The following is a 24551-nucleotide window of genomic DNA, read 5'->3' as shown; positions in this document are numbered from 1 at the left end:
TTTAAAATTGGATAGAACTCAAAATAAAAGGATCATTTTGAAAAAAGAGAGAACAGAGAGTTTAGTCGCTCAAGCTTTAAAAAATATTGGGAACGACCGCTACATGCTAGATAATTTAGTTTTCGCTCGGGTGAAGCAATTAAACGCCGGAGCCAAAACTTTAGTGAATATGGATCCTAAGCGTCATAAATTAGTGGATATTGCCATTAGAGAAATCGCTGAAGGGAAAATTGATATAGACAGGATAGATGAACGAAATTGATAAATCCGTTGATATCGGATTCTTACGGATTTTGGATGTTATCAAAAAAGTTACGACCCCAAAGGGTGGCATTGAAATCTTAAGGACTTTAATTGATTTCACGCCCAAAATTGAAAACGCCCTGAATTTAGCGGCCAAAAGCCATAAGGGGCAATACCGAAAAAGCGGCGAGCCTTATATCGTCCATCCTATTTGCGTGGCAAGCTTGGTAGCGTTTTGTGGGGGCGATGAGGCGATGGTGTGCGCTGCACTTTTGCATGATGTGGTAGAAGACACGCCTTGTAAGATTGAAACGATTGAGCAAGAATTTGGGCAAGATGTGGCCAATTTAGTGGATGCGCTCACCAAAATCACTGAAATCAGGAAAGAAGAATTAGGAGTGAGCTCTCAAGATCCCAGAATGGTGGTTTCAGCCCTCACTTTCAGAAAGATCCTTATTAGCGCGATACAAGATCCAAGAGCCTTAGTGGTAAAGATTAGCGACAGGTTGCACAACATGCTCACCTTAGACGCTTTGCCCCATGACAAGCAGGTGCGTATTTCTAAAGAAACTCTAGCGGTGTATGCCCCTATAGCGAGCCGATTGGGCATGTCTTCAATCAAAAATGAATTAGAAGACAAGAGCTTTTATTATATTTATCCAGAAGAGTATAAAAATATCAAGGAATATTTGCACAAAAACAAGCAGTCTTTGCTCTTAAAACTCAACGCTTTTGCGAGCAAGTTAGAAAAAAAACTTTTTGATAGCGGGTTTAGCCATTCGGATTTTAAACTCGTTACAAGGGTGAAACGCCCCTATTCTATCTATCTTAAGATGCAACGAAAGGGCGCGGTTAATATTGATGAAATTTTGGACTTGTTAGCCATTAGGATTTTATTGAAAAACCCGATTGATTGCTATAAAGTTTTAGGGATTATCCATTTGAATTTCAAACCCATTGTTTCTCGTTTTAAAGATTACATCGCTTTACCGAAAGAAAATGGCTACAAGACGATACACACGACCATTTTTGATGAATCTTCTGTTTATGAAGTGCAGATCCGCACCTTTGATATGCATATGGGGGCGGAGTATGGTAATTCAGCCCACTGGAAGTATAAAGCCGGGGGCGTGGATCATGAAGATCACCATGAGGGCATGAGGTGGTTGCAAAATTTTAAATACCATGACAGCGATTTGAAAAACGACCCTAAAGAATTTTACGAACTCGCTAAGAACGATTTGTATCGTGAAGATATTGTCGTTTTTTCGCCTCATGGGGACACTTATACCTTACCGGTAGGAGCGATTGCTTTAGATTTTGCTTACATGGTGCATAGCGATTTGGGCGATAAAGCCACGGACGCTTATATCAATAGTAAAAAAGCCTTACTCAATCAGGAATTAAGAAGCGGGGATGTGGTTAAAATCGTTAAAGGCGATAAAATAATACCTCGTTTCATTTGGATGGATCAGCTTAAAACTTCTAAGGCTAAAAACCATTTGCGCATCCAAAGAAGAAACCGCTTGAAAGAAATTGACACTAAAAGCATGATTAATATTTTAGCGACTTTTTTTGGGCGCTCTGTTTTTGAAGATGTGGGTTTAAAAGATTATAAAAACTTTGAAGAAAAATTAACAGATTGTGGGGTGGAGATTGCCTTAACAGAAGCGATGAAAAGCTTTGAGAATTTAGCCAAACTCACTGAAGAGATTGAAAATAAGGTGTTTTCTTTAAAAGAAGACGCGATTTTAGAATACCAAGAGATGAGTTTATGGACTCGAGGTTTGAGGTATTTGGGTTTTAAAACCAATGTTTTGAATTTTTTAACCCCAAACCGGCAATGGCAGTGCAAGGAATTGGAGCATTTTAGCGTTTGTTCAAGTAACGCTTTAGAAATCAAACAGGTGTTATTGAATGATTGTTGTTATCCTAAATACGGCGATGAAATCATTGCGATCGTAACGGATTTGAAAGATCCAAAGGCGGTTGCACACCATAAATTTTGCAAAAAAGCGATAGCGGAAGTGGATGCTAAGGCGCCTATGGTTTATATAGAATGGCACAAGCGGGATCGAACGATTTATAAAATGATGTTTTATTTAGGAGAGAAAAAGTCGGTTTTAGCGAGTTTATTGACTTTTTTAAACAGGAATGAATGCAATATTGTGGGCGTGTCTTACTTAGGCTATAAGGACAAATATTCTAGCCATTGCGAAGTGAGTTTTGAAATAGCCACGGATAAGGCGGATTGGATGAGGGCTTTAATCAATCGCAAATATCAGGATAGGATTGTAGAATTATCCAGTCTGGATGACGCTTATGAGTCATAATAAGCCCTAATTAAGGAATGAACATGGAACAAAAAGTCAGTACCGCCTTAAAAGAGATCAAAAGAGGCGCTAATGAAATCATTGGATTAGAATACATTGAAAAGTTAGTGAGAAAATATTATGAAACCAATGAACGCTTTATCGTTAAAGCTGGGTTTGATCCTACCGCTCCCGATTTGCATTTAGGGCATACGGTATTGATCCAAAAATTGGCTTTGTTGCAGCAATATGGGGCTAGGGTTAAGTTTTTGATTGGGGATTTTACCGCTATGATAGGCGATCCTACAGGGAAAAATGAAACGAGAAAACCCTTAAACCGGGAGCAAGTCTTAGAAAACGCTAAAACTTATGAAGAGCAGATCTATAAAATTTTAGATGAAAAACACACCGAAGTGTGCTTTAATTCCACTTGGTTGGATACTTTAGGCGCAAAGGGCATGATAGAATTGTGCGCGAAGTTTTCAGTCGCTAGAATGCTAGAAAGGGACGATTTTGCTAAACGCTATAAAGAAAACCGCCCCATTAGCATCGTGGAATTTTTATACCCTTTGTTGCAGGGCTATGATTCAGTGGCGATGGATGCGGATATTGAGCTTGGGGGCAATGATCAAAAGTTTAATTTGCTGGTGGGGCGCTTTTTGCAACGGGCTTACGGCTTGAATAAAGAGCAGTCTGTCATCACCATGCCTTTATTAGAGGGGCTTGATGGGGTGCAAAAAATGAGTAAAAGCTTGGGGAATTATGTGGGGATCACTGAAGAGCCTAACGCAATGTTTGGGAAGATCATGAGCGTGAGCGATGATCTCATGTGGCGCTATTACACCCTTTTGAGCGCTAAGACTTTAGAAGAAATTGAAGACTTAAAACATGGTATTTTAAATCAGACCTTGCACCCTAAAGCCGTTAAAGAAGATCTCGCTAGTGAAATCGTGGCTCGTTATTATAACAACGATCAAGCATTCAAGGCTAAAGAGCAATTTTCTAAAGTGTTTAGCGCAAACCTTTTGCCCGAAATTTTATCAGAGAGCGATTTTGATGAGGGGGTTGGGATTTTAGATGTTTTAAAACAGATTGGCTTTTGCCCATCCACTTCACAAGCCAGGCGCGATATTCAAGGAGGGGGTGTAAAGATTAATCAAGAAGTGATAAAAAATGAGAGTTATCGTTTTGTTAAAGGAAATTATGTTATACAGCTTGGTAAGAAAAGATTTATGAAATTAAATATTAACTAATATTAAGGAAAGAGCTATGGTATCAACACTCAAACCGCTAAAAATCGGTAAGCACACCATAAAATTCCCTATCTTTCAAGGGGGAATGGGTGTGGGGATTAGCTGGGATGAACTAGCTGGAAATGTTGCCAAAGAAGGGGCTTTAGGAGTGATTTCAGCCGTAGGGACTGGTTATTATAAAAACATGCGTTTTGTAGAAAGGATTGTGGCTAAAAAACCCTTTGAAGCTTTGAATTTTTACTCCAAAAAAGCGTTGAATGAAATTTTTGCAAACGCTAGAAAGATTTGCGGGAACAACCCTTTGGGGGCGAATATTTTATACGCTATCAATGACTATGGCCGTGTTTTAAGGGACTCTTGTGAGGCGGGGGCGAATATTATCATTACAGGGGCTGGTTTGCCCACTAACATGCCTGAATTCGCTAAGGATTTTAGCGATGTGGCGCTCATCCCTATTATTTCTTCAGCGAAGGCTTTAAAAATCCTTTGTAAAAGATGGAGCGATCGCTATAAAAGAATCCCGGACGCATTCATTGTGGAAGGGCCGTTGAGTGGGGGGCATCAGGGCTTTAAATACGAAGATTGTTTCAAAGAAGAATTCCGATTAGAAAACTTAGTGCCTAAAGTCGTGGAAGCTTCTAAAGAATGGGGGAATATCCCTATCATCGCAGCTGGGGGGATTTGGGACAGGAAAGATATAGACACCATGTTAAGCCTTGGAGCGAGTGGGGTGCAGATGGCGACTCGTTTTTTAGGCACGAAAGAATGCGACGCTAAAGCGTATGCCGATCTTTTGCCCACGCTCAAAAAAGAAGATATTTTACTCATTAAATCGCCTGTAGGTTATCCGGCTAGGGCTATTAATACGGGAGTGATCAAACGCATTGAAGAGGGTAATGCGCCCAAAATCGCATGCGTGAGCAATTGTGTAGCGCCTTGCAACAGAGGTGAAGAGGCTAAAAAGGTGGGCTATTGTATCGCTGATGGCTTGGGGCGCAGTTATTTAGGAAACAGAGAAGAGGGGCTTTATTTTACCGGGGCTAATGGCTATAGAGTGGATAAGATTATCAGCGTGCATGAATTGATTAAAGAGCTTACAGAGGGTTAATTTGTAGTGCTTGTGAGGTTAGGGGTTGTTGCATGTCTTTTGTGGTTGCATTTTGCTTGTGCTACAACCCTTAAAATCACCAACATTGTGCCTTTTGGCTCTAGCAGTGTTAAGATTCTGTTCAATCAAGAAGTTAAAAAATTCAAAGAAGTTCCGCTCAAAAATTTCAAGAGTTATTTGGAATTAGAAGCCGTTTTAACCATTCCTAAAAAGCATTACCAATTCTCCAAGCAATCTTTCATCACGATCGCGCAATTCAGCCCTAAGTTAGCACGAGTGGTTATCGGCTATGCTCCTAAGATGACTTATGAGATTAAAATCCTTAAAGACAAGCTCTATATTTCTATCGTGGAGAAAAAACCCTTAGTTAGGCACAAAATGGCGCTAAAACCACCCAAACACCATGCACTCAAACACACAACGCTAAAACCCGCCCCTAAGTCCATTAAAAAAGAGGCTAAAAAGTCTAAAGAGACCAAAGAAAAAACGCCAACTAAGCATGCACACTCAAAGCATGTGCACTCTCCATTGAACGAAAGGAGCACTAAAAAAGAAATTCCTAAAAAAGAAGCAAAAAATGAGAGCAAGAACCAAGTCTTTATAGCAGAAAAAAATGATACTTTCATCAAAACCAAGCGTAAAAAACACAAAAAGATCGTTTTGGACGCTGGGCATGGGGGGAAAGATTGCGGGGCGATGAGCGCGAATTTGGTGTGTGAAAAAGACATTGTTTTAGAAGTGGTGAAGTTTTTACACAAAGAGCTTAAAAAAAGAGGCTATAGCGTTTTATTGACAAGGGATAAGGATATTTATATTGATTTAGTGGCTCGCACGGAATTAGCCAATAAAAAAAGCGCAGATTTATTCATCTCAGTGCATGCCAATTCCATCCCCAAGCATTCCACCTCTAACGCTCATGGTATAGAGACTTATTTTTTATCCACCGCAAGGAGTGAAAGGGCTAGGAAAGTGGCTGAGCAAGAAAATAAAGACGATGTGAATTTAATGGATTATTTTTCTAAAAGTTTGCTTTTAAATTCATTGAACACGCAGCGACTGATTGTTTCTAACAAACTGGCGATTGATGTGCAATACGGCATGCTCCAAAGTGTCCGCAAAAATTACCCTGATGTGGTGGATGGGGGTGTTAGGGAGGGGCCTTTTTGGGTGTTAGCCGGGGCTTTAATGCCTTCAATTTTAATAGAAATTGGTTATAATTCCCATGCGATAGAATCTAAACGCATCCAAAGCAAACCGTATCAAAAGATCTTGGCTAAGGGCATTGCTGATGGCATTGATAGTTTCTTCAGCAAGAATGATTAGGCAATGATTAGGTTGTAGATGAATTTTTATCAAAAAATATACACGCATAAAGTCGTTTTTTCTTCATTGTTTTTTTTGTTGTTTTTGTTCAATGTGGAAACTTTATTGTTTTCGCATTTCAGCGATGATTTTTCGCAATTGTTTTTTTTGTTTGAAAACCATGTTTATGATTTCATTGTCAAATTAGATTACTTGGGGTTAATAGGCGTTTCTTTAATTTATCTGCTTGTGCTTATTCTAAAGCCTTTCACCCTCACGCGCCAAAAATGCGCTTGCGTAGGGATCTTATGCCTTTCTTTCTACGCTTGGAATTTTCCTGTTAAACATTCTTTAATCGTGCTTTATCTTTTCTATTTTGCGCTGTTAGCGACTTTATTGTGGCGTTTTTTAGGGGCTAGCATGAAGCAATCTTTCTTGCCTTCTATGAATATTTGCATCGTGTGGGTTTTTGCTTCTTCTTTGCAGAGCTTTAGATTTTTAAGCGTGTCTGATTGCGTGGATTTTTCCCTTTTTATACTCGCTCTTATTTTATTGATACTGGTTTTAATCTATTGCAAACGCCTTTTTGGGTTGTATGAATATGCTAACACGCTTATTTTGATCGTGGGGCTTAGCGTGGTGGTGCTATGCTCTAGCATGTTCATTCAAACTAAAGAATATTATGGCATGCGGTTGGGTTTTTACTTTTTAGGCTTGTTGGGGTGGCTTTTAGAATACATCCATAACACTTTAAGGCGTTTGGAGCATAAGATTTAAAGGCTTAGTTCTCATTCAATAGGGATAGCTAAAGTTTTTTGAGTGTCCTTGATTGAGTGTCTTTTTAGGGCTTAAAAGCGGGTTTACAAAAATCTTAAAGAGGTTTGATGATCTTTTGTTTTTGGCGTTCTTGTTCTAATTTAGCCACTTGAGCGAAGACAATCGCTACCGCTTCAAACAATTCTTCTGGTATGGTAGCGTTTAATTTCACATCCCTATAAAGCTCTCTAGCGAGCGTTTTATTTTCTATAATTTCTATGTCATGCTCTCTAGCGATACCCTTAATCCTAATGGCTAAATAGTCCGTGCCTTTAGCCACTACCACAGGCACAGGGTGTTCTTCATCAAATTGAAGAGCGACGGCATAATGGGTGGGGTTAGTAACCACAACATTAGCTTTAGGGATTTCTTGCATCATTTTATTCGTGGCGTTTTTTACCATCATCTGGCGGATTTTGGCTTTGATTTCTGGGTTCCCTTCTTGCTGTTTGTATTCGTCCTTAACTTCTTGTTTAGTCATTTTTAAAGAGTTAGTGTATTGGCGGCGTTTGATTGCTAAATCTATAAAAGCCAAGACAAAAAATAAAAATAAAAGCGAAGAAATGAGTAATAACGCCTTGCTTTTAAACCACAACAACTGGCCTTGCAAATTCAAAAGAGCCGCATGGTTTAATTCCCCTAAAAATAAGGAAAAGATGAAAAACCCCAGAAAAAAAGCTAAAAAAACTTTCAAAGTGATCAAACTCCCATCAAGGAGCTTTTTTAAAGAAAAAAGGTTTTTGACGCCATTGATAGGGTTGATTTTAGAAAATTTAGGCTCAATGACTTTAGGGGCAAAGAGCCAGCCAAATTGCAAGACATTGGATAAAAACGCCACCACCATTAGAATGATTAAAAGGGGTAAAAGCAATAAAAAAGTGTCTTTAGCCAGTTGGTTAAACAGCTCTTGAACGCTTTCTTTACTAAAATCTAGGGAAAAATCTTTCAATACATGGCGATACATTTCGCTAAAGCCATCCACCCACCATATAAAAAAAATAAAAATACTCATTAGCCCAGCTAATAACCCCAAAACCCCCACCACTTCCATGCTCTTAGGCACATTGCCTTCTTCTCTGGCTTTTTGGATTTTTTTCGCGCTAGGGAGTTCGGTTTTTTCTTCTTCAGCCATTTGATCCCTCTTTTAAAATTTGAACGGCTAATTCATAGTCTTTTAGGGTGTTGAGATTTAAAAATTCTTCTTCTTTGTCAAAATGGATAGCGGTTGAAGAGGCGTTTTTGATAAGATTGCTCAAGCGATAATTTTGTGTTTTAAGGGCGTAATTAAGGGCGTTAAGGATACTTTGATGCCACAAAGAAATCAAATAATGTTCTTTTGTGGGGCTTTTAGCATAGACTACGCTAAAGTTTTGAATCCCACAAAGAGTTTTAATGCTCTCAAAGGACACTAAAGGCGCATCTATGGCGATAAAAAAAATATAAGGGGTTTGCAATGTTAAAAAAGCGTTATAAATGCCAAAAAGGGGTGAAAAAAGATCGCTCTCTTTTTCTAAAAGATAGGGAGCGTTTAGTTCATATGATTTTTTAGCGCTGATAATGACTTGTTTGAAAAGTTTTAAAAGGCGCGAGTATTGGTATTCTAAAAGGCTAGAATACGACTCAAAAGGCACAAGAGCCTTATTGATTTGAATGTTATTGATGGTAAAACGAGAGCTTTTGCCCCCAGCTAATAAAACGCAAGGAATGTTATCAATGATAGGGTTTTTCAAAAAATCTATCCATGTTTAATGTTGTTAAGTCATTATTTTATTATGTTACACTAAAAGCTTAAATAAAGGGCATAAGGGAAAAGGGAGTGTTAGTAGATAGTTTTAATAGGGTTATTGACTATATTAGGGTGTCTGTAACCAAGCAATGTAATTTCAGGTGTCAGTATTGCATGCCTGCTACGCCATTAGATTTTTTTGATGATGAAGAATTATTGCCTTTGGATAATGTTTTAGAATTTCTTAAAATCGCCATTGATGAGGGCGTTAAAAAAATTAGAATCACGGGTGGGGAGCCGCTATTACGCAAGGGTTTAGACGAGTTTATCGCTAAATTGCACGCTTACAATAAGGAAGTGGCGTTAGTTTTAAGCACTAATGGTTTTTTACTCAAAAAAATGGCTAAGGATTTAAAAAATGCCGGGTTATCACGGGTGAATGTTTCATTAGATTCTTTAAAAAGCGATAGGGTCTTAAAAATCTCTCAAAAAGACGCCCTTAAAAATGCGCTAGAAGGGATTGAAGAGTCCTTAAAAGCGGGTTTAAAACTCAAATTAAACACGGTTGTGATGAAAGGCGTTAATGATGATGAAATCTTAGAGCTTTTAGAATACGCGAAAAACAGAAGCATACAAATCCGCTACATTGAATTTATGGAAAATACGCATGCTAAAAGTTTGGTTAAAGGCTTGAAAGAGGAAGAAATTTTAGATCTGATCGCTCAAAAATACAAAATAATGGAGACAGAAAAACCTAAACAAGGGTCTTCTAAAATCTACACGCTAGAAAATGGCTATCAATTTGGCATTATCGCTCCGCATAGCGATGATTTTTGCCAATCTTGCAATCGTATCCGTTTGGCTTCTGATGGCAAGATTTGCCCATGTTTATACTATCAAGACGCCATAGACGCTAAAGAAGCGATCATAAATAAAGATACAAAAATGATGAAAAGGCTTTTAAAGCAATCTGTCATCAATAAACCAGAAAAAAACATGTGGAATGATAAAAACAGCGAAACTCCCACAAGGGCGTTTTACTATACAGGGGGGTAGGGAAAATATTTATTATTTTAAACCTTTTTATTAAAAATAAGGCGGTTTGCTTAGGATTTTTGGTTATAGTGGCTAGGATCAAACAATAAGGAGGTCTTTATGGAAAAAGTCCTAGCGTTTTTTATCCCTAGCTTTTTTATTTCTAGCTTTTCTGAGGGGGTTACTTATAAGCCTACCCTAAACCTTTTAGAATCCCCTAAATTTCTCGCTTTTTTTAAAACTCTCGTTTTTGGAGTTAGGTCATGAAAAAAGATCGAGAAAAAAAACAACAATACAGCAACATTACAGACGCAACCATCATGGGTTCAACTGCTGAAGAGAGTGCACTTCATGCTAGTGCCAATAGAGAGCATTTTTCTGCCTGGGATAGATTAGAAGAGATCTCAAAACGGAAGGTAAACCCTAACTATACTAATCAAAATATCAACCAACAGGCGGGGTATTCTGCGGAAATCAAAGAGCAAGCCCATGTTAATGCACATAATATCCTTGCAGGAAAAAGAGAAAGGATAGTGCAGTATGACAATCTTTCTAGCGAGCAAAAGGCTCAGGTTCAAAAGCTTTTCCCAAACTATGCCACGCCCAAAAAGAACCACGAACTCGTGGATTATATCAGTGTGGATGAAAAGGGGAATGTCATTCCTGGCACGGCTATGCAAAGTAAATTTGTGGGCAGAAATGGTGAAGAGTGTTTTAAAAAACTCTTATCTAAAGACTATGAAAAATACTTTGAAAACGGTGCGAAGATGAAAATCGCTAGGAATCATTATGGGGATTTTCAAAGAGCGGTCAATACTAGGATCAAGAGCCTAGAGTCTCAAATCGCTAAACAAAAGGGGCTTGGCGATTTTCAAAAAGCCACTATTTTAGAGAAAGAACTCCAAAAATGCAAAACAATCAAAGCCCATACAAGGCCTGCGAGCGCCACTAAAAGAGAGGCGATTGAAGCCAGATTGAACCCAAATCTCTCCACTGCCAAAGATGTTACCAGAGTTTCGCATCAAGCAGGAATGAACGCCGCACAAACCGGTGCGTTGATAGGTGGTGTGGTCTCACTCGTAACGAATGTTTATGAATGTATCGCAAATGGCAAGGATCCTATGAAGGCGATCAAGCACACCGCCATTGCTACCCTAAAGGGTGGAGTGCTTAGTTATTGCAGCACGGCAAGCTCATCTTTTTTGGGAGGTTTGATGCAAAGTAGCGCCAATAAAATCATCCAAAGCCTTGGCAAGGGTTCAGTGCCTGCAATGATTGTGGGTGCTTGTGTGGCAAACGCCACGATATTAGGTCGCTATTTTTCTGGAAAGATTGATAAAACAGAGCTTCTTAAACAGCTTGGGAAAGCCAACACCACTCTTATAAGTAGTGGGGCTATGGCAGTTGCTGGGCAAGCGCTCATCCCCATTCCTGTGGTTGGGATGTTGGTTGGAGGCTTTGTGGGTGCGATTCTGAGTGAAACTTGTTTTAACGCTTTTCTCAAGGCTCGTGAAGAGGCTAAATTGGCGTGCCAAAGGCGTATTGAAATTGAAAAAGAATGCCGTGAATTCATCAAGCTGTTAGAGATTTATCAAAATCAATTTAAGGAGGTGTTTGAGCAATATTTTCATGAAACTACCAAGTTTTTCAATCAGAGTTCTGACGAGCTGGAGAGGGCGCTTTATGCAGGCGATGCGGATTTGGCCATAGCAGTCAATAACAAATCCCGAGAATGGTTGGGTCAAAAGGCGTTGTCCAATAATAAGCAAGAACTTTGGGAACTCATTACTAGCAATAAAAACATAAGAATGTAAAGGAGAAAACATGGAAAAAAATGATAGATATGCGATTGTAACCAATGTGATAGAGCCGTTAGAAAAGGGTGGTTCTTTCAATCAAAGAGATCGTGAGAAATTCGCGCAAGCCGCTAGAACGCATGGGATTGAAGATAGCGTTATTGAATAGATTATTGACATTGGTCAAGCGCTTCATTTAGTTTATCGTCATAAAGATCGGCTTGATGCAAGCGATTTGCCAAGAGAACAGAAGAAAGCCATGCGCGCTGATCTTCAAAAAAGCATTGATGAAAATCTAGAAGCTTTGAAAAATATCAAAAATAACATTTAAGGAGAAAAACATGCCATTACCATTTATTTTAGGAGGGCTAGCCCTAGCGGCAGCAGGATACGGAGTCAAAAAAGGGATTGATGCGCTCGATGCCGATTGTGAAGCTGATGAATTTATCAAAAAGGCAGAGAGTTTAAAAGAGGAATCAACTAAAAAGGTTGAGTCTGCGGAGTCTGACTGCAGGCGTGCTTTTATGAGATTTGGCGATAAAAAACTCCATGTTTTAAGCCATACGGTTTCAAACTTTTTGGATCATTTCCACCAATTGAATCGCAGTAGGATTATTATTGAAGGTATCAACATGCAAGACATTCAAGGTCAAGTTTCAGACGCGCGAAAAATCACCAATCAATATCGTGAGGTGGATTTTTTTGATGTTTCCGGTGCGGTTGCTGGGAGTGCTATAGGAGGAGTGCTTGCGGCTTATGGCGCATACGCTGGGGTGGGCATGCTTGCTAGCACGGCTGGTGGTGTAGCGATCGCTGAACTTAGTGGTGTTGCAGCGACAAACGCTACCCTTGCTTGGCTTGGTGGTGGAGCACTCTCTGTGGGTGGCTTTGGTATGGTTGGGGGTATGGCAGTACTTGGAGGGCTTGTTGCTGGGCCTGCACTCGCTATTTTAGGAGCTTTGAGTGCTGATGAAATGGAAAAAAAGCGAGACGATGCCAAGGCTTATCTCTCTCAAGTTGAAGCAGCTGTCAAAAAAGCCGATGCGATAATTGATAATCTTCAAGCCGTTAGGAAAATGGCAGATCTTTTTACTAAGCAGATCACAAAACTTGATGCACTGTTTTTCTCGCTTGCTCAAGATGCCATCGCCACGATGAAAAAGCATCACTACGATACCTCTCATTACAATCAAAAAGAAAAAGATCAACTCAGCGTTACCGTTTCAACCCTTATGACTTTAAGCGCTTTTTTGAAAGTTTCTATCATGGACGAACACCAAAAGCTTAACGAAAAAGCACAAAAAGCCCTCAATCTCATGCAAAATCAGATAAATGCCCTCCAATCAAAAAGGTCTTGAAAACCTGTGAAAAGGGATCGCTTGGGGGCTTGAAAGATGAAGGGCTTTAAAGGTGAGAATATAAAAAGATGAAAGGATCACAAGAAAAGCCTGATCGTTTCCCTTGCACCTCTTGTGGGCTTTGCTGTAAAAATATCACCGGGATTATTGAGCTTGTTGGGTTTGACGCTAGCAATGGGGTGTGCAAATTTTTGGATTTAGAAACGAATCTGTGCAAGATTTATGAATCGCGCCCGTTAATTTGCAGGGTTGATGAAGTGCACAAAAAGCTTTATTCTTATATCCCGCTGAAGGAATTTTATGCCAAAAATGCAGAGATTTGTAACGCCTTACAAGAAGCAAACCACATGGATATAAGTTTTAGGGTTATTCTTGCGAAATAACATAGTTTTTAGAAGTTTAGCTAATAATTGATCGCTATGGCTCGCAAAAATGTCTGATTACAGTCAAAAAGAATGAGTTGGGTTATATTTTAAAATTAGTTAAAAATGAGAGAATAAAGCTAAATTAACCATTTTACCCCCCCAATTTTGAGCCAAAAATTAAGCGAATTACCCCTTATGAAAATGCTAAAAAGCGTTTTTTATAATCTAATAAAAGAGCTTGAAAAAAATAAGCGGTAGATTTTAAAAAAGCGGTCTTTTGGAGTTAGTGGGGTTAGGGGTTTTTAGTTTATTGTTCCACAAACACCGCATCAACCAAGTCTGCTATAAAGCGTTCTTCATCAAAAGCGATCAAATCGTCTTCTTTTTCGCCCATTCCTAAATAAAGAATGGGTAATTTCAACTCATACAGCACGCTTAAAATCGCTCCGCCTTTAGAAGTGCCATCAAGCTTAGTCATAATCACGCCATCTAACGCCAAAGTCTCATGGAAAATTTTCGCTTGAGTGAGACCAGAACTCCCTTGCGTGCCGTCTAAAATAAGGAATTTATAAAAGGGGGCGTCTTTTAAAACTTTAGAGCAGGTGCGCGCGATTTTAGAAAGCTCGTTTTTAAGGTTGGTCTGGTTGTGTAGCCTCCCGGCGGTGTCTATAAAAACTTCATCTATATTTTTAGCGATTGCGCTTTCTATGGTGTTGTAAGCTAAAGAGCTTGGATCGCTCCCTTCTTTAGCGCTAATGACTTGAATGTTAAGCTTTTCGCCCCACAATTGGAGCTGTTTGACTGCGGCCGCTCTAAAGGTATCGCCTGCCCCAAGAAGCGCTTTTTTATGCTGTTTTAAAGAAAGCTTGGCTAATTTAGCGATCGTTGTGGTTTTACCCGCCCCATTAACCCCCACGATCAAATGCACTAAGGGTTTTGTGGTGATGGTCTTTAGGCGGGTTTTATCATAATAGCTTTCCCCACGCACAAAACGCAACAAAGCGACTTCTAGTTGCTTGGGCGTAACTAAATCGCCTAAATGCTGTAACAAGCTCTCTATCAAGTCGTATTGGATGTCAAAGCCAATCAAAATTTCTTCTAATTCCTCTTTAGGAATATTTTCACGCTTTTTTTCTTTAGCCTCTTCGCCCTTAATTTTATTGACAATTTTTTTGAAAAAATTAAACATGATTTTTTAATCCTTTAAATTGGAAATATCAAATTGGAGCATTTCTATTGGCACGATCCCTTGATATATTTTAATCAATTGGTGTTTGTGGTATAAGAGCATGTTAAAGGAATGGTTTAAAGTGTTATGGTTTAAATGATCAAAAAGAGCGGTATCTTTAGGGTTTAAAATCATCAAATCAGCTTGAGAACGCGCGCTAAAGTCTTTGATTGCATCGCTTGAATAGGGTTGATTGAGTAAAATAAGCACCCTCAAACGATCTTTAAAAGTTTTTTTTAAGATGTTAAAGCTGGGGGCGTAATCTTTTAAAGAATTATCTAAAGCGCTTAAAACTAATAGGGTAGGGGTGTTAGAATCCGGGCTGATATTGAGGGAATCTAAATCGCCTGTGATGGTGTATTCTTGGTTATTCAAATCCATAGCGGTGTAGGTTTTAGGGCTATCTTGTTGGGTGGTATTGTTTTGAGAATCTTGAGATTTTTGAGAATTTTTACAAGCGCTAAAACCCAACAAAACGATCAAAACCAGCGCGATAAAACGCAAAAAATAAGCCTTAATTCTCATTATAAACACATCCTTAAGAATAATAAAATGGTAACTAATAACCTAAAATTATACTATAATGTAAGTCTAAAATTTAAGGATTATAACCATTAAAACGATTTTTAGAGATTTTTGTAAAGAACGCTTGAAAAGGGCTAAACCCACCAAAGATAAAGCAGTCAGGGATAAATTGGCTTGCAAGCTTTTATTTTGGAAACTCAAAGATTATCAAAATATTTTATTGTATAGCCCGTTAGGGCATGAGCTTGACATTAGGCCTTTGATTTTGAAGTTAAGACAAAAAAATAAGCGTGTGTGGTTGCCTAAAAGCATCAAAAAAGGTGCTCATTTTTCTAAAGAGGGTTTTACTATCGTGCCCTTTAGGTTGCCCTTAAGGCGTTTGGGGTGGTTTGATGAGCCGAGTTTGTCGCGCTGTTATAAGCAAGAATTAGATTGTATTGTCGTGCCGATTTTAGGAATGGATACAAGCTTTAGGCGCGTGGGTTTTGGACTAGGCATGTATGATAGGAGTTTGCCCCAATTATTCAAAAGGCGACTAAAACGCCCCTTAATCGTGTTTGTGAGTAGGGAGTTAGCGATAGCTAATGGTGTTCTTACAGACGCCTATGACATTGAAGCGGATCTTTACATGAATGCTCGTATCGTTATGAAGAATAATAGAAGGAAACATTATGAGCAGAGGGTTAATTTACATTTCATTAGAAGTTTTGGTAGCGTGTTTGATTACCGCTCTAATCATGTATTATGTGATGAAAAAAATCTATTATGCTAGAGGGCAAGCCGTTTTAAAAGGCGCTTCAGCCAAAGCCAAATTAATGGAATTTCAAGCGAAATCTTTCGTGGAAGCTGAAGAGATGCGCATGAAAAGCCAAGAATGCAAATTGCAACAGCAATATGAAAACAAAAACTTACAACTCAAAACCCATTTTGAAAAAAAAGAAGCGCATTTGAAGCATTTAGAAGCGCAACACAAAGAATTTGTAAGAGATGAAAAACGCTATTTAGAAAAGGAAAAAAAAGAGCTTAAAAAAGAACGCCAAATTTTAGAACACGAAAAAGAAAATTTCAAAAAACAGCGCGCTGTTTGTAAAGAAGCTCAAGCCAAAGCGCTAGACGCGATGCTCAATTACATGGCTTACACTAAAGATGAAATTAAAAGCATGATTTTAGAGCAATTAGAAGAAGAATTAGAAGCCCAAAAAAGCGCGTTAATCAGGCGTTATGAAAAAGAAGCCAAAGAAGAGGGCAAGAAAAAATCGTATGCGATTTTAGCGGAAGCGACAGCCCGTTTTGCGGGCGATTATGCGACAGAGAATTTAACAAGCCGTATCGCTTTGCCTTGCTCAGATTATATCGGTCGTGTGATAGGCAAAGACGGGAAAAACATTGAAGCGTTTAAAAAGGTCAGCGGGGTGGATATAGAATTTAGCGAAGACAGCAGCGAATTGTGTTTGTCTAGTTTCAATCTTTATCGGCGTGAAGTGGCGAGCGAGACGCTTAAGATTTTAATAGAAGACGGCCGTATCCAGCCTAACAGGATTGAAGAGGTTTATCACAGAGTCGCGCGCAACATGGAAAAAGAATTGCTTTCTGAAGGGGAGAGCGTGGTGTTAGAATTGGAGCTTGGGGTTATGGAAGATGAGCTTAAAATTTTAATAGGCAAAATGCGTTACCGCTCCAGTTTTGGGCAAAACGCTTTACAGCATTCTAAAGAAGTCGCTCTTTTAGCCGGCTTGATTGCAGAACAGCTTGGGGGGGATAAAAAACTCGCCAGAAGAGCCGGTATTTTGCATGATATTGGTAAAGCGCTCACTCAAGAGCTTGGGAGAGACCATGTGAATTTAGGGGTTGAGGTGTGCAAGCGCCATAAAGAAGATCCGGTTGTGATCAATGCGATTTATGCCCACCATGGGCATGAAGAGATTTTGAGCGTGGAGTGCGCGAGCGTGTGCGCGGCTGATGCGCTTTCTGCTGGGCGTCCTGGGGCTAGAAGAAAGAGCGATGAAGAATACGCTAAACGCATGCAAGCTTTAGAAGAGATCGCGCTAGAATTTGATGGGGTGGAAAAAGCGTATGCGATGGAGAGCGGGCGAGAATTAAGAGTGATTGTCAAATCCAACCAAGTCAGGGACAATCAAGTGCCTATTATTGCCAGAAAGATCGCTAAAAAGATAGAAGAGAGTGCTCAGTATGTGGGCGAAGTGGGCGTGCAAGTGGTGCGAGAAAGCCGTTTCAAAACGACCGCTACGCTCAAGCAATAATCAAGCCTTTTTCCCGCACCTTTTCCATATGCCTTTAGAAAAAACTTTATAATAGATGAATGAGCGCAAAAAAGTTTCTGATGCGATCACTACAAAAATAAATTCCACCTTAAAATGATGAATTAAAAGCAAGTAAATGGGCATGATCCTTAACCCCCATAAACTTAAGGTGTTAATGTATAGTGAGACTTTAGAAATGCCAGCCCCCCTAAAAACTCCATCTAGCACAAAATACCCGATTAAGGGGGCTTGAGAGAGGCCCACAGCGATCAAATAAGATCGCGCCACTTCCAAAACTTCTTCATCTTGAGAAAAAAGGCTCGCAAATTCTTTAGCGAATAAGACTAAAACAATCCCTAAAACCCCCATTAAACCCATCGAGATTTTTAAAATCAAATGCGCGTATTCTGTGGCGATCTTTGGCTTGTTCGCTCCTAAATTTTGCCCTGTTAAAACCATCGCTGCGATCATAAACCCAAATCCGGGCATGAACGAAAAGGTTTCAACCCTAATGCCTATTTGCATGCCCGCTAACACCTTATCCCCATAGCTCGCTACAAATTTGGATAAGAGGATTAAAGAAAACAAGCTCAATAAACGCTCAAACCCGGCCGGCCAACCCACTCTAAACATGGTTTTTAAAAAAGAAAAATGAAAGGTTATTTTGAATTTTAAAGGGATTTTTTTGATTTGTATCCAAACGCTAAGCGCGAGTAATTCCAAATAAGAGACAACCACATTCGCTAAAGCAGAGCCTACAATCCCCATTTCTTTAAAACCAAAATCCCCAAAAATCAAGGCTTGATTCAAAAAAATGCATGCGATGACCATGATGATTTTGACAATAAAGGGGGTTAGGGTGTCTGAAAAGCTAGCGAGCGCTGAAACTAAAACATTTTTTAAAAAAATACTCGGTAGCGCAATAACTAAGACTTCTAAATAATCTTGCGTCAATTGGCGCGAAGGATTTTGTAATTGCATCCAATTTAAAAAAGGCTCAATCAAAAAATAAGAAACAAACAGCACGCCCAAACAAATCACAAACGCCCCTATAAAAATACTGGAAAAAGCGTGATTGATTTGAGTAAAATCCCTAGCCCCCACAAGCCTAGAAAGAATGGCGTTAGTGCCAGTGTATAAAATCGTGTTGATGCCATAAAAAAGCATCAAAAATTGCAAGCCCACCCCTAAAACCACGATGTGATGGTGCGAAATCTTGCCCACAAAAAAAACCGAGAGCGCGACCACCAGCACATCTAAAAAAGCATTAACCCCAGAGGGTAAGGCTAAAGAAAAGATTTTCTTAACTTGATAGATTAGCCTAATAGTAACGCTCCAACCACTCCAAAAACAATCAAAGGGAGGTTATAGACTAAAAAAGTCGGCACGCATGTGTCATAAATATGATTGTGTTGGTTGTCTGCGTTAAGCCCGCAAGTGGGCCCCATGGTACTATCGCTAGCCGGTGAGCCTGCATCGCCTAAAGCTGCGGCTATGCCGATGAGTAAAATCGTAGATTCTATGCTGAATCCTAATTTCGCGCATAAAGGGACATAAAACACAGCGATGATAGGAATAGTGCCAAAAGAAGTCCCTATCCCCATAGTGATAAAAAGCCCTACAACAAGCATTAAAAAAGCCCCTAAAAACTTCCCTTGGACTACGCTTGTGATCGCATTCACTAAGCCCTCTATCGCATGCACTTTTTGCAACACTTCTCCAAACCCGCTAGCCACTAACATCACAAAAGCGATAAACGCCATCATTTTCACGCTATCATCCATAAGCGAGTCTGTTTCTTTAAACTTAATGCCACGGCCTAGTAAGATAATCGCTAACGCTAAAAAGGCGGCTAAAGGCATAGAATCGGTGGCTAATTGGATCACAAATGCCACGATAATCCCTATAAAAGTCAAGTAGTCATGGTAGTTTAATTGAAGCGAGGCGTAATCTTCTATATTAAAAGATTTTTCTTTGTAGCGCCTGGGTTTTTTGTATAGCGTTAATACCGCTAAAAATAGCCCAACAACCATCGCTAACCCCGCTATCCACATCACTCCTGTGATTTGCGCTATGGTGGTGCTAACGCCATTGGCTTTTAATTGCTCTAAAATGGTGGTTTGAAAAATCAAGCCAAACCCTACAGGAAGCACCAAATAGGGGGCTTGCAAGCCAAAGGTTAAAGCGCAAGCGACCGCTCTTCTATCCAATTCTAGCCGGTTCATCAAATGCAAAAGAGGGGGGATTAAAATAGGGATAAAAGCGATATGCACCGGCACTAAATTTTGCGAAAAACATGCGATGAAAGCGATCAAAAAGCAAAAAGTGGATCGCTTGTAATCCATTAAGCCTATTAATTTACTCAAAGCGACTTTAATGAGGTTGCTTTTAGCGATCGCTACCGCCAAAGCCCCTAAAAGGATGTAGCTTAAAGCGATGTTTAAATTGCCTTTCATGCCGTCTATCATCGCATTAAAACTCTCTGTCAATCCAAGCCCTCCCATAAGCCCTGCTATGAGAGTCGCGCTAATCATAGAAAGCATGACATTGAGCCTTAAAAGGCTAAGAACGCACATGCAAATGATAGCCACAAAGGCAGGATTGCTCCATATAGAGCCATTTTCTAGCACTTTTGCTCCTTGTTAAAATGAAAATACCGCGCAAAAATGATAGAACTTTTGCGCTTGTTTAGCGCAAAAAATTACACCTACCATGTTTAATCCTTTCTAACCTTATTTTCTAATCTTAAATGGACTAGATATAGCGTTTCAACAAATCGTTATAAAAATCAATGCGTCTGTCTCTTAAAAACGGCCACATTCGGCGCACTTCTTCGGTGCGTTCTAAATCAATTTCCGCATATAAAATCTCTTCTTTATCGCTCGCTTTAGCCAAAAATTCGCCTAAAGCCCCCACCACAAAACTAGAGCCAAAAAAAGTAATGCCCCCCTTAATCGCCCCACTAGGATCTAACTCTACGCCCACTCTGTTAGTCGCAATCAAAGGCAAGCCATTAGCGATCGCATGCCCTCTTTGGATCGTCTCCCATGCGTTTTGCTGACGCTTTTTTTCTTCGTTAGAATCTTCTTCTAAAAACCCTATCGCGCTAGGATAGATTAAAATTTCTGCCCCTTTTAAAGCCATGATCCTTGCTGCTTCAGGATACCACTGATCCCAGCACACCATAAGCCCTAATTTGCCCACGCTTGTAACAATAGGCTCAAAGCCCAAATCCCCCGGCGTGAAATAAAATTTTTCATAAAACCCTGGGTCATCAGGAATGTGCATTTTGCGATACACTCCAGCGATTGAACCATCTTTTTCAAACACAACCGCGCTATTGTGATACAATCCTTTAGCACGCTTTTCAAACAAAGAAGCGATAAGCACCACTTGAAATTTTTGAGCTAAAGCACTAAAAAAAGCCTTATCTTCTTCAAAATATTCGCCCAAATCAAAAAATTTAGGGTTTTCGCTCTGGCAAAAATAACTATAAGGGTTCAATTCTTGCAACACCACCAAATTGGTCTTAGGGTGTTTTTTTAGCGCTTGTTCAAGCAGGTTGGCTGTATGCTCTATGGTTTTTTTTCTAGAGCCGCAATAAGCATGCTGGAGGACGCTCGCACAAATCATTTTTCACTCTTCTTCATAATCAGAGTTATAGTCTTCATAATCGTCATCATCATAGACATTCTTATAATCCCCATACTCTTCATCTTCTTCTTCAAAGCCCTCTAATTCTTCTTCTTCAAAATCTTCCAATTCATCTTCGTAATCTTTCATTTCATTGCCTTTCATTTTTGATAATGTCTTGCACGACTTCACTCGCTATTTGCAAGCCAAAACTCGCCGTAACCGCATTAAAACTCCCAAGCTCTATGCAATGCGGGACTTCAGGGCTAAAAACCACTTTAAAATCCCCTTTAAAACGGCGTTTTTTTAAAAAATCCCTAAATTTACGCCCGAATTTATCGCCATAGCTTTCCCAAACGCTCCTTACTTGGATGTGTTTAGGGTTCAAGCGTTTCGCGCTCCCCATAGAGCTGATAAATTTCCCGTAAGCGAAATTCTGGCATTTTATTGCTAAGCTTGTTTTAATAGGCAAATCGTCCATGCAATCTAAAATGTAATCATAATCTCTAAAATTAAATGAATTTAAAAACGCTTCATCTATGCGACAATTCAAAGCTTGAATGCCCTTATAGAGATCTTGCAACACCAACACTTTAGATTCTCCTATCCTTTCTGATCCAATCTGGCGGTTTTGATTGGTAACATCAAACACATCTTTATCAATGATAGTGATTTGCCCTATCCCCACACGATACAAAGCGTCTAGCACAAAGCCCCCAACACCCCCAACGCCACAGATTAAAACCCTTTGTTGGCGGATTTTTTCAAAATCGTTTTTAAACAACCACCTTATGCGCGTGAATCTATCTATGGGTTCAGACAATCTTTAGCCTTCAATAAAAATAGTGCTTTTATTGTATCGTAGTTTAAAAAAACTTAAGACAAAAATTTTTGAATCTTCTTAGCCTTATGCATTTGTAATTGCAGTTCTTTTTTTTCTTTTTCTAATAGTTCAATGCTTTGGGCTATCATTTCCTTAAGGCTTAAAAGCGCATCTAAATCCAAACTTTTTATTTGCTCTAAAGAAAGGCGCTCTATCAATGAAAAGGCTTGCTTAGAATCTTTTTTAACAAGAGCGATTTTAAAGGAATCTAATAACACATTAGGCGAGTTCATCTGAATGGATTTCCCTCCATGCTTCTAACAACCCCCTAGCCACATTCAACACCAAATCAATCTTGCTCGCATCATTTTCCACATTGGCCTGCGTTAAAACTTTGATTTGATGGGTGTATAAGCCTGTAAGATACACCGCCACTTCCCCCCCTTTTTCATAATCTAAAATATTCAACAATTCCGTGAAAATATCCGTAACCCTATTAATATAATAAATTTTCTTTTCAATGTCTTCATTTTCAATACAGCGTTTGGCTTGCGAAGAAAATCTTAAAATCCCTTCATAAAGCATTTCAATGAGTTTTGCCGGGGATTCCACACTCACTCGGTTATGCTGGTAGGCTTGATAAGCGTTAGCGTATTGCATAATGTTCCTTTATCCTTTAAAATTGATAACTCTCTGTTTTTTTAATTCTTTTTAGCCGCCGCTTGATCGATCATCATTTGCACGGAATTGAATTTTTGATTGGCTTTAGAGATTTGGCTATCATAAGCGGCAAAGCGCTCCGCCATGATGTTGTAGCGGGTTTTTAAAAGCTCTTGAGCGTTTTCTTTGTCTTTGGTCAGGCTTTTAGCGTCTCTGTCTAGGGAATCTTCATAAATCTTTAATTTAGCGTTCCCTCCGTCTATGAGATTGGCGATGACTTGATTGAATTTAGAAAAAATGCCCTCTTGGTGGATTTCTCTGCCCCCCATATCCTTGCTATCGCTCCCATAGAAAAAATCTTGAGTCGCTTTAGGGTTAGAATTTAATGCGCTACTCAATTTAGCCTCATCCAAACTCATCACGCCCTTATCGTCTAAACTAAGCCCGTATTTCATCAAGCTTTCTACCCCATTATCCGTATGCACGCTGTAAGAAAACACATTATTAAGAGAAGATCGAATTGCACGAATATCGCCCACGCCGTTGAAAATCCCAGCGATTTTAGTGTCAGCGTCATAACGCGTGTCTTCATCTAATTTAGGGATAAGCTCATTATAGGCTTTGACAAATTCCTTAAGGCTGTCTATAATGGCTTGATTGTCCCTGCTCACGCTGATAATGGCAGGTTTATTAGGCTCTGTGGTTTGCTCTAAAGTGATATTAACCCCGCTAATCACATCATTGACCTCATTAGTGGGGCGTGTGATGCTCACCCCATTATAAGTGAATTCTGAATCGCTCGCTTTTTGCAAATTTTTAGACATAAAAAGCGTGTTTTGTGAAGCTTCATAAGATTGCATTATGCCAGCGTTCAAACCCAAATCTTTCAAACTATTCTTGCCTAAAGCGTCCTCGCCCTTAATGGTGAGCATTCCGGTTTTAGAATTGATCACAAGCTTGCCTTCGGCGTTCTTAAACGCACTCAAGCCTTCTTTAGCGTTAATCGCTTGAATGATAGCGTCTGTGTTTTCTTCGCTGGTGTTGCCCTCTTTGGTTAAGGCTTTCAAATCCAGTTTTTGACCATTCAAGCTAATTACCCCTTCTAATTTACCCTCTTTTATCGTGCGAGAGCTTTTTAATAAATCGCTTTCTTGGGTGGTGGTTTGCAAAAACCCAAGCTCTTTAGCCTTACTCCCTTTAATTTCAATGTTTCCCCCACGCCTGTCATTAATGATTAAAGATTCCCCCCCATGAAGAGTGTCTATGGAAATATCCCCATTAGCGATCAAATCTTTAAAATTAGGGTCATTTTCTAAAGCCTGCTCCATAGCCTTTTGGATCGCCGCGTTTTTTTGCTTGATAGAAGCGCTTTCAGGGAGCTCTAGCATGATAGGGACTTCATGCATGCTCCCATCAGCCCCCTTTAAATTCAAACTCACTTCACTTTTTCCGCTTCCATCAACCCCCAAAGAAAGGGCGTTTTTGTTAGTGAGCGTGGATTGGAGGTGTGAGCCAAAATAGACTCGGTTGTCTTCGCCGGTGTTTTTGGTATTCACCATTAATTGGTAGGGGTCATTCCCTCCTGTTTTCATCACAATGCCCATCACTTCGCCATTGGTAGCGTCCGTGATGCTTTGAGCCACATCGCCTAAAGTCATTCCTGCTTTAATATCAACGGCGTAGTCCTTGTTTTGCGTGTAAAATTTGAGCGTGGTATCCACTTGACTAAAAATATCATCTCTTGAAGAAAATTTCGCCCCTAGTTCGTTAATATCGCCTTGCGCTAAATTTTGCACATCCACTTTAATATCCTGAATAGGCACGCCAGCCCCCACGCTCGCGCTCAACGCATCGCCTGTAACATTGCTTTTTCGGCTGATATAAGTGGAATAATCTGAAAGCGTTTTAACCGGGCCTTTTAGAGATGAAAGGAGCGTTTTAATTTCTACAAGGGCTTTTTGTTTTTCAACATTTTGCTCCATTTTCTTGTCTAGTGGGGCGATTAACGCTTTTTCATCAGCGTCCTTAAGCTTGTCAATCACATCGTAATTCAAAACCTTACTGCCAAGCCCTAATGAGCTTAATGAACCTATTGCCATGTTTTACC

At 39.6% G+C, this 24551-nt stretch carries 25 protein-coding genes and 1 pseudogene; 14 read left to right on the top strand and 12 right to left on the bottom strand.

Translation table 11 applies throughout. From position 1 onward, the window contains the following. Positions 1-37: 37 nt before the first annotated feature. The 6 genes from J5F42_RS04100 to J5F42_RS04075 are packed head-to-tail and all read left to right on the top strand — an operon-like array spanning position 38 to position 6995. Complete coding sequence (locus tag J5F42_RS04100; RefSeq protein WP_000712202.1) at positions 38-262, top strand: DNA-directed RNA polymerase subunit omega; 225 nt, start codon at positions 38-40, stop codon at positions 260-262. Beyond that, a complete protein-coding gene (locus J5F42_RS04095; RefSeq protein WP_097699814.1) occupies positions 249-2576 on the top strand; it encodes a RelA/SpoT family protein in 2328 nt (775 codons plus the stop codon). The genes J5F42_RS04100 and J5F42_RS04095 overlap by 14 nt, the downstream gene beginning before the upstream one ends. 23 nt (positions 2577-2599) lie before the next feature. Continuing rightward, positions 2600-3808: a tyrosine--tRNA ligase gene (tyrS, locus tag J5F42_RS04090; protein ID WP_097699813.1), complete on the top strand. Its 1209-nt coding sequence runs from the start codon at positions 2600-2602 to the stop codon at positions 3806-3808. A gap of 16 nt (positions 3809-3824) precedes the next feature. Next, positions 3825-4916: a decanoate oxidase/trans-2-decenoyl-[acyl-carrier protein] isomerase FabX gene (gene fabX, locus J5F42_RS04085; protein ID WP_000255243.1), complete on the top strand. Its 1092-nt coding sequence runs from the start codon at positions 3825-3827 to the stop codon at positions 4914-4916. 6 nt (positions 4917-4922) lie between these two features. Beyond that, the gene (locus J5F42_RS04080) at positions 4923-6239 is read left to right on the top strand and encodes an N-acetylmuramoyl-L-alanine amidase family protein (RefSeq protein ID WP_283491115.1); all 1317 of its coding nucleotides are present in this window, start codon (positions 4923-4925) and stop codon (positions 6237-6239) included. Between the two features lie 18 nt (positions 6240-6257). Continuing rightward, positions 6258-6995: a hypothetical protein gene (locus J5F42_RS04075; RefSeq protein ID WP_097699802.1), complete on the top strand. Its 738-nt coding sequence runs from the start codon at positions 6258-6260 to the stop codon at positions 6993-6995. Positions 6996-7089: 94 nt separating this feature from the next. On the opposite strand, the gene flhB is transcribed toward J5F42_RS04075, so the two are convergent. After that, complete coding sequence (gene flhB, locus J5F42_RS04070; protein WP_097699801.1) at positions 7090-8166, bottom strand: flagellar biosynthesis protein FlhB; 1077 nt, start codon at positions 8164-8166, stop codon at positions 7090-7092. Beyond that, entirely contained in the window at positions 8159-8764 is a 606-nt protein-coding gene (mobA, locus tag J5F42_RS04065) for a molybdenum cofactor guanylyltransferase MobA (RefSeq protein ID WP_283491114.1), read from the bottom strand. The genes flhB and mobA overlap by 8 nt, the downstream gene beginning before the upstream one ends. Positions 8765-8850: 86 nt before the next feature. On the opposite strand from mobA, the gene moaA reads away from it, so the two are divergent. The 6 genes and pseudogenes from moaA to J5F42_RS04035 all read left to right on the top strand — a co-directional run bounded on the left by moaA (position 8851) and on the right by J5F42_RS04035 (position 13332). Then, positions 8851-9816 (top strand): GTP 3',8-cyclase MoaA, encoded by a 966-nt coding sequence (gene moaA, locus J5F42_RS04060; protein WP_097699799.1) that lies wholly within the window; start codon positions 8851-8853, stop codon positions 9814-9816. 99 nt (positions 9817-9915) lie between these two features. Further along, the gene (locus tag J5F42_RS04055; protein WP_198973106.1) at positions 9916-10062 is read left to right on the top strand and encodes a hypothetical protein; all 147 of its coding nucleotides are present in this window, start codon (positions 9916-9918) and stop codon (positions 10060-10062) included. Further along, positions 10059-11609, top strand: a complete 1551-nt coding sequence (locus J5F42_RS04050; protein ID WP_283491113.1) for a hypothetical protein — start codon at positions 10059-10061, stop codon at positions 11607-11609. Before J5F42_RS04055 ends, J5F42_RS04050 begins: the two co-directional genes overlap by 4 nt. 10 nt (positions 11610-11619) lie before the next feature. After that, positions 11620-11922, top strand: a pseudogene (locus tag J5F42_RS04045) (hypothetical protein). 10 nt (positions 11923-11932) lie between these two features. After that, on the top strand, positions 11933-12949 hold the full coding sequence (locus J5F42_RS04040; protein ID WP_283491112.1) for a glycine zipper family protein: 1017 nt from the start codon (positions 11933-11935) through the stop codon (positions 12947-12949). 68 nt (positions 12950-13017) lie between these two features. Next, entirely contained in the window at positions 13018-13332 is a 315-nt protein-coding gene (locus tag J5F42_RS04035) for a YkgJ family cysteine cluster protein (protein ID WP_021172780.1), read from the top strand. Positions 13333-13621: 289 nt separating this feature from the next. Here the strand turns inward: J5F42_RS04035 and ftsY are convergent, their stop codons facing one another. Both ftsY and J5F42_RS04025 read right to left on the bottom strand, forming a co-directional pair. Beyond that, on the bottom strand, positions 13622-14503 hold the full coding sequence (gene ftsY, locus J5F42_RS04030) for a signal recognition particle-docking protein FtsY (RefSeq protein WP_097699796.1): 882 nt from the start codon (positions 14501-14503) through the stop codon (positions 13622-13624). A gap of 6 nt (positions 14504-14509) precedes the next feature. Then, complete coding sequence (locus tag J5F42_RS04025; protein ID WP_097699795.1) at positions 14510-15067, bottom strand: hypothetical protein; 558 nt, start codon at positions 15065-15067, stop codon at positions 14510-14512. Positions 15068-15164: 97 nt separating this feature from the next. On the opposite strand from J5F42_RS04025, the gene J5F42_RS04020 reads away from it, so the two are divergent. Both J5F42_RS04020 and rny read left to right on the top strand, forming a co-directional pair. After that, positions 15165-15839: a 5-formyltetrahydrofolate cyclo-ligase gene (locus tag J5F42_RS04020; protein WP_283491606.1), complete on the top strand. Its 675-nt coding sequence runs from the start codon at positions 15165-15167 to the stop codon at positions 15837-15839. Continuing rightward, the gene (gene rny, locus J5F42_RS04015; RefSeq protein ID WP_242002639.1) at positions 15817-17328 is read left to right on the top strand and encodes a ribonuclease Y; all 1512 of its coding nucleotides are present in this window, start codon (positions 15817-15819) and stop codon (positions 17326-17328) included. The genes J5F42_RS04020 and rny overlap by 23 nt, the downstream gene beginning before the upstream one ends. Here rny and J5F42_RS04010 read toward each other — a convergent pair whose 3' ends face one another. The 8 genes from J5F42_RS04010 to fliD form a co-directional block, all read right to left on the bottom strand. After that, entirely contained in the window at positions 17329-18645 is a 1317-nt protein-coding gene (locus tag J5F42_RS04010) for an MATE family efflux transporter (protein WP_283491605.1), read from the bottom strand. After that, positions 18645-19958: a Na+/H+ antiporter family protein gene (locus J5F42_RS04005; protein ID WP_283491111.1), complete on the bottom strand. Its 1314-nt coding sequence runs from the start codon at positions 19956-19958 to the stop codon at positions 18645-18647. Before J5F42_RS04005 ends, J5F42_RS04010 begins: the two co-directional genes overlap by 1 nt. Positions 19959-20082: 124 nt before the next feature. Continuing rightward, the gene (locus J5F42_RS04000; RefSeq protein ID WP_000562726.1) at positions 20083-20961 is read right to left on the bottom strand and encodes a carbon-nitrogen hydrolase; all 879 of its coding nucleotides are present in this window, start codon (positions 20959-20961) and stop codon (positions 20083-20085) included. A 3-nt stretch (positions 20962-20964) separates the two neighbouring features. After that, positions 20965-21111, bottom strand: a complete 147-nt coding sequence (locus J5F42_RS03995) for a hypothetical protein (RefSeq protein WP_000656201.1) — start codon at positions 21109-21111, stop codon at positions 20965-20967. A gap of 1 nt (position 21112) precedes the next feature. Next, on the bottom strand, positions 21113-21784 hold the full coding sequence (locus J5F42_RS03990) for a tRNA threonylcarbamoyladenosine dehydratase (RefSeq protein WP_283491110.1): 672 nt from the start codon (positions 21782-21784) through the stop codon (positions 21113-21115). 53 nt (positions 21785-21837) lie between these two features. Continuing rightward, complete coding sequence (locus tag J5F42_RS03985; protein ID WP_078241505.1) at positions 21838-22077, bottom strand: hypothetical protein; 240 nt, start codon at positions 22075-22077, stop codon at positions 21838-21840. Further along, a complete protein-coding gene (fliS, locus tag J5F42_RS03980) occupies positions 22064-22444 on the bottom strand; it encodes a flagellar export chaperone FliS (protein ID WP_001199081.1) in 381 nt (126 codons plus the stop codon). Before fliS ends, J5F42_RS03985 begins: the two co-directional genes overlap by 14 nt. Positions 22445-22485: 41 nt before the next feature. Beyond that, the gene (gene fliD, locus J5F42_RS03975) at positions 22486-24543 is read right to left on the bottom strand and encodes a flagellar filament capping protein FliD (protein ID WP_283491109.1); all 2058 of its coding nucleotides are present in this window, start codon (positions 24541-24543) and stop codon (positions 22486-22488) included. Positions 24544-24551: the final 8 nt, after the last annotated feature.

The sequence above is a fragment of the Helicobacter pylori genome, assembly GCF_030062585.1.
Lineage (GTDB): Bacteria > Campylobacterota > Campylobacteria > Campylobacterales > Helicobacteraceae > Helicobacter > Helicobacter pylori_CN.
Note: the sequence above shows the minus strand (reverse complement) of the source record. Positions and strands in the feature narration are given on the sequence as shown.

Bases quoted from the DNA above. Each gene is read 5' to 3' on its own strand.
- J5F42_RS04095 (WP_097699814.1), top strand. From the start codon at position 249: ATGAACGAAATTGATAAATCCGTTGATATCGGATTCTTACGGATTTTG.
- tyrS (WP_097699813.1), top strand. From the start codon at position 2,600: ATGGAACAAAAAGTCAGTACCGCCTTAAAAGAGATCAAAAGAGGCGCT.
- fabX (WP_000255243.1), top strand. From the start codon at position 3,825: ATGGTATCAACACTCAAACCGCTAAAAATCGGTAAGCACACCATAAAA.
- J5F42_RS04075 (WP_097699802.1), top strand. From the start codon at position 6,258: ATGAATTTTTATCAAAAAATATACACGCATAAAGTCGTTTTTTCTTCA.
- flhB (WP_097699801.1), bottom strand. From the start codon at position 8,166: ATGGCTGAAGAAGAAAAAACCGAACTCCCTAGCGCGAAAAAAATCCAA.
- J5F42_RS04055 (WP_198973106.1), top strand. From the start codon at position 9,916: ATGGAAAAAGTCCTAGCGTTTTTTATCCCTAGCTTTTTTATTTCTAGC.
- J5F42_RS04050 (WP_283491113.1), top strand. From the start codon at position 10,059: ATGAAAAAAGATCGAGAAAAAAAACAACAATACAGCAACATTACAGAC.
- J5F42_RS04040 (WP_283491112.1), top strand. From the start codon at position 11,933: ATGCCATTACCATTTATTTTAGGAGGGCTAGCCCTAGCGGCAGCAGGA.
- J5F42_RS04035 (WP_021172780.1), top strand. From the start codon at position 13,018: ATGAAAGGATCACAAGAAAAGCCTGATCGTTTCCCTTGCACCTCTTGT.
- ftsY (WP_097699796.1), bottom strand. From the start codon at position 14,503: ATGTTTAATTTTTTCAAAAAAATTGTCAATAAAATTAAGGGCGAAGAG.
- J5F42_RS04025 (WP_097699795.1), bottom strand. From the start codon at position 15,067: ATGAGAATTAAGGCTTATTTTTTGCGTTTTATCGCGCTGGTTTTGATC.
- rny (WP_242002639.1), top strand. From the start codon at position 15,817: ATGAAAAAAATCTATTATGCTAGAGGGCAAGCCGTTTTAAAAGGCGCT.
- J5F42_RS04000 (WP_000562726.1), bottom strand. From the start codon at position 20,961: ATGATTTGTGCGAGCGTCCTCCAGCATGCTTATTGCGGCTCTAGAAAA.
- J5F42_RS03995 (WP_000656201.1), bottom strand. From the start codon at position 21,111: ATGAAAGATTACGAAGATGAATTGGAAGATTTTGAAGAAGAAGAATTA.
- J5F42_RS03985 (WP_078241505.1), bottom strand. From the start codon at position 22,077: ATGAACTCGCCTAATGTGTTATTAGATTCCTTTAAAATCGCTCTTGTT.
- fliS (WP_001199081.1), bottom strand. From the start codon at position 22,444: ATGCAATACGCTAACGCTTATCAAGCCTACCAGCATAACCGAGTGAGT.
- fliD (WP_283491109.1), bottom strand. From the start codon at position 24,543: ATGGCAATAGGTTCATTAAGCTCATTAGGGCTTGGCAGTAAGGTTTTG.